This is a genomic window from Arenimonas alkanexedens (assembly GCF_054781355.1).
The window spans coordinates 20891-32803 of sequence record NZ_BAAGUO010000006.1 but is presented as its reverse complement, the minus strand read 5'-3'; the positions used below and the strand labels follow the sequence as shown (position 1 = coordinate 32803).

At 70.4% G+C, this 11913-nt stretch carries 8 protein-coding genes; 2 read left to right on the top strand and 6 right to left on the bottom strand.

The window, feature by feature from the left end:
- Nucleotides 1-64: 64 nt before the first annotated feature.
- On the bottom strand, nucleotides 65-262 hold the full coding sequence (locus ACYVGY_RS11730) for a hypothetical protein (protein WP_460457746.1): 198 nt from the start codon (nucleotides 260-262) through the stop codon (nucleotides 65-67).
- 198 nt (nucleotides 263-460) lie between these two features.
- On the opposite strand from ACYVGY_RS11730, the gene ACYVGY_RS11725 reads away from it, so the two are divergent.
- Nucleotides 461-856 (top strand): hypothetical protein, encoded by a 396-nt coding sequence (locus ACYVGY_RS11725; protein ID WP_460457676.1) that lies wholly within the window; start codon nucleotides 461-463, stop codon nucleotides 854-856.
- A gap of 45 nt (nucleotides 857-901) precedes the next feature.
- On the opposite strand, the gene ACYVGY_RS11720 is transcribed toward ACYVGY_RS11725, so the two are convergent.
- The 5 genes from ACYVGY_RS11720 to ACYVGY_RS11700 all read right to left on the bottom strand — a co-directional run bounded on the left by ACYVGY_RS11720 (nucleotide 902) and on the right by ACYVGY_RS11700 (nucleotide 11411).
- Nucleotides 902-1672 (bottom strand): MauE/DoxX family redox-associated membrane protein, encoded by a 771-nt coding sequence (locus ACYVGY_RS11720; protein ID WP_460457675.1) that lies wholly within the window; start codon nucleotides 1670-1672, stop codon nucleotides 902-904.
- 67 nt (nucleotides 1673-1739) lie between these two features.
- Nucleotides 1740-3455, bottom strand: coding sequence for an exodeoxyribonuclease V subunit alpha (recD, locus tag ACYVGY_RS11715; RefSeq protein ID WP_460457674.1), 1716 nt, complete (start codon nucleotides 3453-3455; stop codon nucleotides 1740-1742).
- The gene (locus ACYVGY_RS11710; protein ID WP_460457673.1) at nucleotides 3452-6979 is read right to left on the bottom strand and encodes a UvrD-helicase domain-containing protein; all 3528 of its coding nucleotides are present in this window, start codon (nucleotides 6977-6979) and stop codon (nucleotides 3452-3454) included. The genes recD and ACYVGY_RS11710 overlap by 4 nt, the downstream gene beginning before the upstream one ends.
- A complete protein-coding gene (recC, locus tag ACYVGY_RS11705) occupies nucleotides 6976-10383 on the bottom strand; it encodes an exodeoxyribonuclease V subunit gamma (RefSeq protein ID WP_460457672.1) in 3408 nt (1135 codons plus the stop codon). Before recC ends, ACYVGY_RS11710 begins: the two co-directional genes overlap by 4 nt.
- A gap of 134 nt (nucleotides 10384-10517) precedes the next feature.
- Nucleotides 10518-11411, bottom strand: a complete 894-nt coding sequence (locus ACYVGY_RS11700) for an SDR family NAD(P)-dependent oxidoreductase (RefSeq protein ID WP_460457671.1) — start codon at nucleotides 11409-11411, stop codon at nucleotides 10518-10520.
- A 127-nt stretch (nucleotides 11412-11538) separates the two neighbouring features.
- Here ACYVGY_RS11700 and queD point away from each other — a divergent pair, with 127 nt between their 5' ends.
- Nucleotides 11539-11895: a 6-carboxytetrahydropterin synthase QueD gene (gene queD, locus ACYVGY_RS11695; protein ID WP_460457670.1), complete on the top strand. Its 357-nt coding sequence runs from the start codon at nucleotides 11539-11541 to the stop codon at nucleotides 11893-11895.
- The last annotated feature ends 18 nt before the right edge of the window (nucleotides 11896-11913 follow it).

Genomic DNA, 11913 nt, shown 5'->3' with positions numbered 1-11913 from the left:
TTCGCACCCCACGCCGTTCTCAAGTCGCGGCGGGCGAGCCTCCGTCCGTCGGTGTCTCCGGGATTCAAACCTTCTTGATCACCACGTCGAATCGACCCGTCGGCACAGCCCCGCCATCGGCAGCGAAGGCCACGGTGAGACTGGCGCGGCTTTCAGGCGAGAGTTCTTCCCAGAAGTATTCGACGGCATTGAGCGGGTCGCCGTCGAAATACATCTGCGTGGTGATTTCCCGGTAGCCGCGCCGCGCGACCTTGAAGTGGATATGCGGCGGAGGGGGCGCAACCGGCCCTCACTTACCGGATAAGCCTCCGGCTTGATGGTGCGGACTTCGCCGATAGTGCGGCGAGAATCAGGCGAGACTGGCTAGGTTTGACGATAGTTGCGAATATTGATGACCCAGCGGGAGTTCATCACCTGATGCGGTGCATCTCTGCACCCCCGCCCCAACGAGGAGCGATTGATGACCAGACCACTCTTTGCCGCCGCGGCCCTCTGCGTTTTGCTGGCCGGTTGCCAGGACAACTCCGAACCGGACGCGGACTATCCCAGCGCCGAGGCGCGTCGCTCTCAGGCGATCCAGAATCCGGAAACCGGCGTATACGTCCCCGCCGTCGCCGGTGACCCGGCGGGCATCGCCGCGCCGCAGGACCTGGATATCGACGCCGACCCGGAAGCGGCCGCCACCGATGGGATACAAGCGGACGACGCCGGTTCCGAACTGGCGCGCGTCCTGCTGGAATGCAACGACCTGCCGCTGGACGAACGCAACGAATGCCGCGAGCGGGTCGGCGAGGCGCATGCCGAGGCCTTGCGCGAGCAGGCGTCTAGTGAGCCCGGCGCGCCGGCGAACGACTAAGCGGGAGCCGGAACGAGGCCGCGCCGCGCGCACGGCGCGGCCGAATCAGCCGGTCAAACCGTGGCGGTATGCCATCCAAAGGCCCATCGCCACCATCAGCAGGTTCTCGGTAAGCGACACGATACCCAGCGGCACCTTGCTACCGCCGCCCACGCAGGCGCACTTGAGTTCGCGCTTGTCCACGTACACCGCCTTGAATACCGAAACCGCGCCGATACCGCCGATAACCAGCGCCACCGGCACCGACAGCCAATTCAGCAACCCGGCCAGCATCAATGCGCCGGCGAAAAGCTCGGCGAATGGGTAGACATAGGCGTAGGCCACCACGCGTCGCGCCAAAAGATCGTAGTTCAGGAACATGTTCGAGAACTGCTCGATGTCCTGCAGCTTCAGCAGCGCCAGAAGACACATGCTGATCGCGATGAAGCGCTCGGCGGAGAGCACGGCGAGGTCGCCGCTCCACGCATCCGGCGCCGCGGGCCACGTGGCGGCAAGGGCCATCAAGGCCGCCACCGCGAAAACCGCCACCACCGGCGTGTAGCGGGTAGCCTCGGGATCGCGCGCGGCCAGGCCGAAGTGCTCGCGCAAGTCATCGTAGCCACCGATGCGGCGGCCCTCGATGAAAGTCTGCGGCGTAGTCTTGACCGCATGCTCGAGCTTGAACGCATCGGTCTCGGTACGCGTGGTCAGCCAACGATCGTCGACCTCGAAGCCTTTCCGGCGCAGCAGCGCCCGCGACTTAAGCCCGAAGGGGCAGACATGCTCGTCGGTAACCATGCGGTACAACACGGCGACGCGGGGATCACCCGTAGTCATGAGGAACTCCCGGTTGAGAGGAACTCGCCTTTCACCATAGCGCCCCTGACGCCCGCGCGCACTCGGATCATCGCGCGCCCAATCGGCTCGCCAGCCCGCCGGCGCGTACCACGCGCCGCGACAGCGCAGCGTCCACACTGGCGCGCGGACCCCAGAGTTCCACGCTCTTTCGGGCGCGCGATAGCGCGGTGTAAAGCAGCTGGCGAGAAAGGATGCGGTGCTCGGGATCGGGCGGCAGCAGCACGGCGACATGGGTGTATTCGCTGCCCTGGCTCTTGTGGATGGTGAGGGCCCAGGCCATGTCGTGCGCCGGCAGCGCCCCAGGTGCAAAGGCACGCGCACCCGCTTCGCTTTCGAACCAGACCTGCAGCCGCCCGTCGCTGCCGCGCAGGCACAGGCCAAGGTCGCCGTTGAACAGTCCTGCGCCGTAGTGGTTGCGGGTGATCATGACCACGCGGCCCGGGTACCACGCCTGGTCGGCAGGCACCTGCCACCGCAGGCGAAGGTGGCGCTCGATACTGGCATTGATGGCATCGGCGCCGTAGGGGCCGTCGCGCAAGGCGCACAACAGTTGGCGCCCGGCCAGCTGGCGCAGCGCTGCTGCCGCGTCGGCCGGACTATCCGCGACCTGCGGCGGGCCGCCCTCGGCGAGGGTATCGGCCCAGCGTCGTGCCTCGCGGGCGACCGCGGCGGCGGTTTCTACGGTGCGCAGTGAAGCGCGATCGCCCGCCGCTGCCAGCGCTGATGCCAGCGCTTCGCCATGACCGTCGCGTACGGCCGCATTCACGGGCTGCAGGACGGCGTCAGCGCGGAAGCTGTGGTGCAGGCGCACGAGATCCGGGGCGGACTGCGCGTCCAGCACTGCCACCAGATCCATCAGCACGGACCCTGCGCCGACCGGATTGAGCTGGTCGGCGTCGCCCACCAGCACCAGCACGGCATCCTCGCGCAGCGCGCGCAGCAGGGCGCGCAGCTGCGACAGGTCGAGCATCGAGGCTTCATCAACCACAACGACGCTGGCGGCAATCGGTGATTCGGGTCCACGTCGATAGGCGTTGGTGGCGGGCGACCAGCCGAGCAGGCGATGCACGGTGAGGGCTTCCGTGGTCGGCAACGCATCGAGCGCCGGCTGCCAGTCGGCGGAAAGATGCTCGCGCAGACGCTCCGATTCCTGGCGCAGCGACTGCACCAGGCGCTGCGCGGCCTTGCCGGTCGGCGCCGCTACCGCGATGCCTTCGCCAGCGGCGCCATCGCGCTGCAGGCGCAGCAACATGCGCAGCACGGTGGTGGTCTTGCCGGTACCGGGGCCGCCGGTCAGCACGAAGAAGCGGCGGCCGCCGACGGCGCTGACCGCGGCGCGCTGGGCGCCATCGAGCGCCGGATCGCCGCCGGGGAAGAGCGCCGAAAGCACGTCATCCGTTAGCGGCTTCGGCTCGCCGGCCGCGCGGCGATGGCGCAGTGCGGCGGCTACTTCGCTTTCGTGCTGGAAGTTGCGCCACAGGTAGAAGCGGCCGTCAGGATCCACCACGAAGGACGCAGGCGCACTGCCGTCGCCGACCAGGGGCTCGCGGCGCAGCGCGTCGCAAACGTCAAGGTCCAGCGGCGCCAGCGCGGTGTCGCCCGCCAGCTCGGCGACCGCTGCACGTCCCGCCAGCACCGCAAGTCGCTCACTGCCCCCGTGGCCCAAGACCCAGCGCGCAATCGCACGGGCCAGCGCACGCTCGCGCAGCGGACCGTCGCTATCGACGTTGGGCGGACGGGCTTCGTAACGTGGCGCGCTCATGCGGGAACCCCGGTATCGGTTTCGGTTAGCGCGGCGTCCACGGCCTCGACCAAGGCATCGGGGAAACGCTCCGAGAACAGGCCCGCGCCAGGCCCGAGGCCGGCCGCGCGCACAAACAGATAGACGTACTCGCCCAGATGCGCGGCCGGAGAGTAGTTCGGCACGCGCTGGCGCAGGAATCGATGCAGCGCCAGCGTGTACAGCAGCGCCTGCAGGCGATAGTGGCTGTGGTCCATCGCTACCCGCAGCGCGGCGCCGGTGTAGTCGGCCACGCGTTCACCCAGCCAATTGCCTTTGTAGTCGAGCACATGGAAACGACCGGCATGCTCGAACACGAGATCGATCTTGCCGGTCATCAGACCGCGCAGGTGTTCGGCGGCCAGCGGCGGCACCAGGTCCGGGTCGCCGTGCGCGGCGCAGGCGGCGCGCAGGCGTGAGAGGCGTGCCGCGTCGAGCTGGAAATGGAAGGCCATCTCGGCACGCTGCCGCTCGGGAGACACTTCGCCCAACGCCAGGCCGGGCAGCAGTTCTGCCGCCAGGGCGCCATCCATTCGGTGGGCCAACACTGGCAGCAGCTGCTCGAACGCGATCTCGCCGGGCCGCACGCCGTACTCATCGAGCTGGCGCTGCAGCAGGCCCAGCTGATCGGCGAGTGGCTGCGCTTGCCGGCGATGCTCGAACGCGCCGTGCAGGGCATTGCCGAACGCGGGGCCACGCACGCTGGCCAGCGCCAGGAGATCGGGGTGCGGGGCCTCGACGCTGGCTTCGGTGTCAGGCGCCTCGCCCGCCAGGGTCTCGTCGTCGGCGGGCGCTTCTTCGGTGGGCGCGGCGCGGTGGCCGCTGATCAGGGTCGAGAAACTCAGACGCTGGCGCAGCGGCGTTGCGGCCGGCGAAATCAGCGCCCGGCGCTCGGTGGGATCCGCGGGCGGCCGCGGCAGCGAGGCGTAGCCATCCGGCCAGCCGGCCTCGATCCAGGCCACCTGCGGCAGCGTCCCGGCGCTGCCTTCGGCCTTGACCCGCGCCACCATCGCATCAAGCGGTGCACGATCGGGATCGACCTTCGGCTGGGGACTGTTGGACGTGGACCGCTCCGGCACCAGCGCATAGACATGGCAAGCGTGGACAGCGCGGGTAAGCGCCACGTAGAGCGTGCGGAAGCGCTCGTCCTGGCCCTCCCACTTCGCTGCCAGCTTGGCGGCCTCGTCGAACGCGGCGCGGCGCCCGCCCTCCGCCAGCGGCATCAGGTAAGGACGATGCTGGGACGCGCCTTCCTGCGCCCACATCAGCGGCAGGAAGACGAGGTTGAACTCGAGGCCCTTGCTGCGATGCAGGGTCATCAGCTGCACGCGGCGGGCGTCGGACTCGAGGCGCGGCTGGCGTTCGTCGGCGCTGTCGGCATCGCCTTCGTCGCGGCGCTGCTCGCCCAGCCAGGCCAGCAGCTCGCGCGGACCGCCGCCGCGTTCGGCGCGCTGCTGCAGCAGTTCGCCCAGGTGGCGCAGGTCGGTGAGCTCGCGTTCGCCGCCGGGCGACGCCAGCAGGCGCGGCGCGGCCTCGTGGGCGAGCTGGCGAGCGAGTCCAAGCACACCTTCGCGCTGCCAGCGCACGCGTAGCGCAGCCAATCGGGCTGAAATAGCCGGCCACTGCGGCGATTGCGCGTCGAGCCCGGCCAGCATTGCCAGGTCCTCGCCCCACAGCCGCGTGAGCAGGGCGGCGCGCAGGGCCGGCTCATCGTCGGCGTTGAGTACGGCCGCGAGCAGCAGGTGCAGCTCAAAGGCGATGTCGCCGGCGAAGACGCTGTCGCGCGCACCGCCCACGCAGGGCACGCCGCGAAGCTGCAGCTGCGCGCGCAGGCTGGCGATATCGCGGTTGGTGGGCAACAGCACGGCCAGGTCGCCAGGCTGCAGCGGTGCGTCGCCGATGCGGTGCTCACCCGAGGCCAGCATCGCCGCGATCTGGTTGGCGCAGGCCGCCAGCGCCTCGCGGCGGCGGCGCGGCTGGCCGTCGGGCGCGGGATCGCGATAGTGCAGCTGCAGCGGACGCGCCAGCGCGACGCCGGCCACGGTGTAGGGCGTACCGTCGCGGCGATCGCTGGCGGCGACGGCGCGGTACTGCACGTCCTCGCTGCCGGAGCGGCCCAGGGTTTCGCCGCCGGCGGCATACCACTGGTTCACCGCCTGCACGTAGGCGCGCGAGCTGCGGTGGTTGGTGCCCAGTTCAAGCAGGTGCTGGGCGTCGCCGCGGGCGCGCCGATAGGCGTGGATGTCGCCGCCGCGGAAGCCGTAGATCGCCTGCTTGGGGTCGCCGATCATCACCAGGCGACCGCGTTGGTTCCCGTCGGCGTCGCGGTAAAGCCGATCGAGGATGCCGTATTGCTGCGCGTCGGTGTCCTGGAACTCATCAACCAGCGCCACCGGCCAGGCGGCAAACAGGGTATCGGCGAGCGCGGGGTTGGCGACGATGGCCGCGTGCGCACGCCGGATCATTTCATCGAAGGTGACCTGGCCGCGCGCCGCCAGTCGCTCGTCGCGCCAGCGCCGGGCCTGGTCGAGCTGCTGCCGCCAGAAGCGGTTGATCGGCTCGAATCGCGTCGACTCGATGCGCGGCCAGTGCCGGAACAGCGCGACCACCGCGGGATGCGACAGGAAGGCCTCCTGCTGCTCCGGCCGGATTTGTTTGTCGATCGTGCGTTCGCGCACGAGCTTGAGGTGATCGTCCTTGGGCCAGGGACCTTCGCCGGCGAACAGCGCGGCGAGTGCGTCCAGCGCGGTGCGCAGCGCGGCGTTGGAGCGTGCGAACCACGCCGTCGTCGCCACGACCTCGCGAAGCCCGGAAACAAGATCCTGGTCAAGGCCTTCGAGTATTTTTCCCAGCGCTTCGCCCTCGGGATCAAGACGCACGCCCGGCGCCATCAGCTGCCTGAGCTGCTTGCTGAAGGTGGACAGCTTCAGCGCCTCCAGGTCGAAGCCCGCGGGCACCTCGCCGTCGCCCTGATGCAGCACGCGCCAGGCATCGCGCGCCAGCTCCTCGGCCAGCGCCTGGCCCGAGGTCGGCTCGCCGACTTCAAAGCGGCTGCCGCTCTCGAACGGATGCTCGACCAGGATGCGCTGGCAAAGGCCGTGCAGCGTGCCCACCGGGGCGCGGTCGAAATCGGCCAGCGCCAGGCGCAGGCGGCGGCGGTCTTCGGTCCTCGTCCCCGGGTCCGCCCAGCGCGCGAACAGCCAGGCTTCGTTCTCGCCCGGCGCCTCGGGTGCCGACGGTTCGGTGCTGCTGGTGCCGGCCAAGGCCAGCGCATCACGCAGCGCGTGGCGCAGCCGTTCGCGCAGCTCTTGTGCGGCGGCATCGGTGAAAGTGGTGACCACCAGCTGCTCGACCTTGAAAGCCGGCGCCGGCTCCAGCAGCAGCCGCAGGTAGAGCACAGCGATCGTCCAGGTCTTGCCGGTGCCGGCGCTGGCCTCCACCAGCGAACGGCCGGGCGCGCCGAGCGGCAGCTCCGACCAGTGCCGGACCGGAATCGGTGTGCTCATGCCGCGCCCTCCCCGCCCAGCGTGATCCGCTGCACCAGTCGGTCAGCCTCGTCCTTGAGCCGGGCGAAGTCGGGCGTGCCCTCTTCGAAATCCAGGCCGCGGCCGAGCAGGCGGGCATAGCCCGGGGCGTAGCCGCGCTCGGCCTGCCAGGCCCCTTCAGCGGCGTCGTCCTTCTGACGGATGCCGATCGCCGCGGCGGCGCGCGGGAAATACCAGGCCGGATGGGTGGCGGGGCGCGCCCAGAGTTCGAGCAGTTCAAGCACGCGGGACTCGAGGTCTTCCAGGAACAGCGTCTTCGCCGAGGCGCTGGCCGCCAGGAATTCGCGCTCCCATTCGGCGATACCGGCCTGCCACAGGCCATCGGGCCGGCTGCCGGCGCGCGGCTTGGCCGGGGGCTTTTGCACCAGCGCGCACAGGTGCACCGCGCGGTCCGCATTCTCGGGCGCCAGCCGCACCAGCGCCCAAGTCAGGAACAATGGCAGGCGGTCGCGCAGATCGAGATCGTTTTCCTTTTCGCGATTCGGGAACACCTCGAGCACGTACAGCGCACCGCCGGCGTCGTAGCCAATGCCCACCTCGCCGGTGACGTGGAAGCGGCCGAAGTCGCGACGGATCGCCAGCGGCGTCGGTGCCGGCAAGCCGACCGCCAACAGCGCCGCCAGCTCGGGACGCTCGCGCGCGGTGGCGTCCACCGCCACGGCGGCGTCGAGCTCCTGCTGCCAGGCGGCGTCGCCCAGCGCGCCGGCGGTCAGCAGTCCGGCCAGGCGCATTGCCTCGGGCGCAGGCACCTCGCGCGGTGCCGAGGGGTCGGACAGGAAGCGCAGGCACAGCGCCCGCGCCGGCGAGTCCAGACGCTCCATGCGCGCTTCCAGCGGCTCGTCGGATGCCAGGCCCTCGTCGTCGAGGGCATCGAGGCGTGCGCCCAGGCGATCGGCCAGCTGCACGCGGGCCGGATCGCGGAAATAGCGGCGCAGGCCGGCCAGTGCGACGTCGCAGTCCTCGGTGGCGGGCGGCGGCGACGCCGTCGACATCAGCGTCGTGGCGCCGGGTTCGCCGCCAACCATGCCGGCGAACTCCGCGCGGAAGGAAAACAGGCGCGGATCGCGGCCGTTGAAATAGTCGGCGTGGAAAGGCTGCAGCCGATGCTCCACGCGCCAGGCCGGAGCCAGTCGCGTGTCGTCCTCGGTATCACCGACAGGCAGCGCCGCCATCAGTTCGGCCAGCGGCGCCGCCGGGTTGCGTGCGCCGCCGCCCACCTCGTCGAAGGCGACGTAGCTCAGGTGCAGCACATCGCGCGCCGACATCAGGGTTTCCAGAAACAGGTAGCGATCGTCGCCGCGCACATCACGGTCGCCGAGGCGGCGCAGGCCGGCGCGGCCGATCGGATCCAGGCCAGCGTCCACGTCGTTGCGCGGGTACTCGCCTTCGTTCAAGCCCAGCACCGCGACCACCCGGAATGGGATCGCGCGCTGCGGCACCATGCCGCAGACCGTGATGCCGCCGGCGAGGAAGCGCTGCCGCTCGGGTACGGCGGCCAGGCGCTCTTCCAGCCATTGCTTCACCACCGGGAAGGAAAGCATGGGGTCCAGGCCCAGCTCTCCCGGCTCGCTGGCCAAGGAACGCAGCAGGGCGCGCAGCTGGTCCATGGACTCTGGCCCGCGTGGATCATCGAGGTCAGGCAGGAACAGCGCGTCCAGGCGCTCTTCCAGGCGCCGCGCCCACTCCGAGGCCGGTCGCTCGGCCGCGACATCCGCGCGCAGCCCGGCCACCTGCTGCAGCAGGTGATCGAGCGCGCCCAGCGCCGCGCTGGCGCCGCCAACGACGCCGGGCACCGGCACCAGCGAATCGCCGCCGGGCAGGCGCAGCACATCGTCGTCGGCTTCATTGCCGTGGATGAAACCCGCGACCAGCCGATCCATGGCCCAGGCCAGGGTGTGGGCTTCGGTCGGCGGCACGCCCATGGCTGCCCGGGTGCCGCCGTCGAGACCCCAGGCGGCGCGGGCCCGCGCCAGCCACTGGGTCAGCGTGTCGAGGTCGCCTTCGTCCAGACCCAGGCGGCGCAGCACCGGCGCCTGGCCGAGGAAGTCGACCAGCTCGGGCGCGGTGAGGCGCGAGCTTGGCAGCGCCAGCAGCTGGCGGAAGGCCGCGAACAGCGGCTGCGCGCGCGCCATCGGCACATCGGCCAGGTGATAGGGCAGCGGGCCCTCGGCGCGTCCGGCCTCGCCGAACACGGCCGGCAGCAGCGGCAGGTAGGCGCCGATGTCGGGCGCCATCACCACGATATCGGCCGGTTCGAGCGAGGCGTCGTCGGCGCGGGCGCGCAGCAGCACATCGCGCAGGGCCTCGAGTTCGCGCAGGCGCGAGTGGCAGGCGTGCACGCGCAGCGACGCGTCCTGCAGGCGCTCGGTGCGCGGGCGCGGGTCCTGCGCCATGTGCGCCGGCAGCAGCTGCCGCAGGCTGTCCTGCGCCCGCGACAGCAACGCCTCGGGCCGGTAGTCAGTCGGCTGCTCGTCGCGGAAATGACGGATGTCGAGCGACGCTTCCAGCTGCTGGATGCTGAGCATGAAGTGCTGGCCCAGCCGGCCCCAGGCCGCCAGCAGCGGGTGGCCCTGGTCGAGGAAATAGGCGGTGGCGTCGTCGCCGTGGGGATCAGCCGCCAGCTCCAGCAGGCGCGCGCGCTCACTGCGCAGGCCGGCCCAGTACTCGCGGCAGGGGTCGGGCAGGTAGAACACCACCGGACGGTGCCCGGCCAGGGCCTGGAGCACCGCCAGCTCGGCCGGCGCCATATGGCCCAGACCGAACACGTGCAGCGGGTCCTGGGCGCCGACGTCGACCTCGCCGGCGCGCAGCTTGCCGCCCAACTCCATCAGTCGCTCGCCGCGATGCGGCTCTTTCAGCGCGAGCCGGAGCTGGCGCCATAGGCCTGGATGGAAACCGGCGGCCTCGAAGGTGGGCCGGCTGTAACCCCAGTCGTCGAGCCAGTCGGGCCGGTAGGCCATGTACTGGATGTAGATGCGCGCCAGCCGGTCGGCCAGCTGGAAGCGGCGCAGGGCGCGGTCGGGCCCGGCGAGGTAGGCCTGCAGCGCGGGATCGGATGGCGCCTCAAGCAGCTCATGCACCCGCCAGCGCAGCCACTCGCGACGCCAGCCGCGCGGCGACACCGCGTTCTCGCCCAACACCTGCCGCGCCAGCCCGTCGAGGAAGGTCGAGGGCAGCACGATCTCGAGATTGGCCACGATGTCGCCGACGCCGCGATGACGGGCCAGCGCGCCGGCCAGCCACTGGCGCATGCCCGGATGCGCGGCCACGACCGTCTGCGGCGCCAGCGGCGAGGCCGGCGCCTGGGTGCGCAACAGATGGTCCAGCGGTTCCAGCAGCGCCTCGAGCCGACTGGCCCGGAACACCGTGATTCCTTCGCTGGCGCGTTGTTTCCAGTCCGCGGGCATCCGCACAGCCTAGCCGATGTGGGCTGCCAGCTTGGCCGCCGGCCGTCTCAATCGCTGCGACCCGCGAACGATGGCCCGGGTGCCGGCCGGAATCAGTCGCGCGCCACGCCGGTGAGCGTTTCGCTCAAGGCCACCAGGCGCTGACGCGCGTCGGCATCGCCGGGCTGCGGATCCAAGGGGTCGGCGGGTTTGCCTTCGACGTAGAAGGCGCCGGCGTCCAGGGTCGGCGCGTGGATCAGGCCCATCACGTGATCGCGGCCGGCCTCGACGGTAGTGCGCGGCGGGATGCCCAGGCCTTCGACCATCGTGGTGTTCATCAGCGTGGCCGGATGCAGGGAAATCATGGTGATGCCGTCGGCGGCGAAGGCCGGGGCCAGTTCCACCGTCATCGAAACCTGGGCCAGCTTGCTCTGGCCGTAGCCACGCCGGGCGGCGCCGGGTTGCGCCAGCATTACGTCGTCGAAGTCGATCGGATCGGCGCTGAGCGAGGCCACGTTGATGATGCGCGACGGGGCCGCGGCGGCCAGGTTCGGACGCAGCTTGTTCACCAGCACCCAGCCGGCCAGGTAATTGACCGCGAACTGCAGCTCGTGGCCGTCGGCGCTGGTGCGGCGCTCATCGCCCATGAAGGCGACGCCGGCGTTGTTGACCAGCAGGTCGAGCTTCGGGGTGTCCCTGGCGATGGCATCGGCAAAATCGCGCACCGCCTGCAGCGACGACAAATCGGCGGCGACGAAGCGGGCCGAGCCCTTGCCGCCGGCGGTGATCTCGTCAACGACCGCCTGGCCGCGTTCGGCGTTGCGTCCATGGACGATGACGTGGGCGCCCTCGGCCGCCAGGGCGAGCGCCAGTTCACGTCCCAGGCCATCGGTGGAGCCGGTGACCAACACCGTCTTGTCGGCGTAAGACCGTGGCGCCGGATCGGCAGCCGCGGCGGGAAGGGCCAGGATGGCCAGCATCGACAGACAGGCGAAAAGGGTTTGCATCGCAGGGACTCCCGAGCCAGACCAGGCTTCACGCTACGCCTGACCCCAGACGGGAACAAGTTTCAGGACAAGGGCCAAGGCGCCTGCCGGGAACGGGGCGCGGGCCGCCGGGGCTACAATGCCGCCCATGGATATCTACAAGGTTTTCCGGATCGAAGCCGCACACCGGCTGCCGAACGTGCCGCCGGGTCACAAATGCGCGCGCCTGCACGGCCATTCGTTCGCCGTGGAGCTGCACGTGGGCGGTACGCCCGACCCGCACACCGGCTGGATCATGGACTTCGGCGACATCAAGGCGATCTTCAAGCCGACCTACGAGCGCCTGGACCACAACTACCTCAACGACATTCCCGGTCTCGAGAACCCGACGAGCGAAAATCTCGCCCGCTGGATCTGGGATGAGATCAAGCCGCAGCTGCCGGCCCTGTCGCTGGTGGTGGTGCACGAAACCTGTACCTCCGGCTGCCGCTACGCCGGCATGTAGGAGGGCCTTCAGGCCCGA

Excerpts from the sequence above, each read along its gene's own strand:
- ACYVGY_RS11725 (WP_460457676.1), top strand. The coding sequence starts at position 461 with ATGACCAGACCACTCTTTGCCGCCGCGGCCCTCTGCGTTTTGCTGGCC.
- ACYVGY_RS11720 (WP_460457675.1), bottom strand. The coding sequence starts at position 1,672 with ATGACTACGGGTGATCCCCGCGTCGCCGTGTTGTACCGCATGGTTACC.
- recD (WP_460457674.1), bottom strand. The coding sequence starts at position 3,455 with ATGAGCGCGCCACGTTACGAAGCCCGTCCGCCCAACGTCGATAGCGAC.
- ACYVGY_RS11710 (WP_460457673.1), bottom strand. The coding sequence starts at position 6,979 with ATGAGCACACCGATTCCGGTCCGGCACTGGTCGGAGCTGCCGCTCGGC.
- ACYVGY_RS11700 (WP_460457671.1), bottom strand. The coding sequence starts at position 11,411 with ATGCAAACCCTTTTCGCCTGTCTGTCGATGCTGGCCATCCTGGCCCTT.
- queD (WP_460457670.1), top strand. The coding sequence starts at position 11,539 with ATGGATATCTACAAGGTTTTCCGGATCGAAGCCGCACACCGGCTGCCG.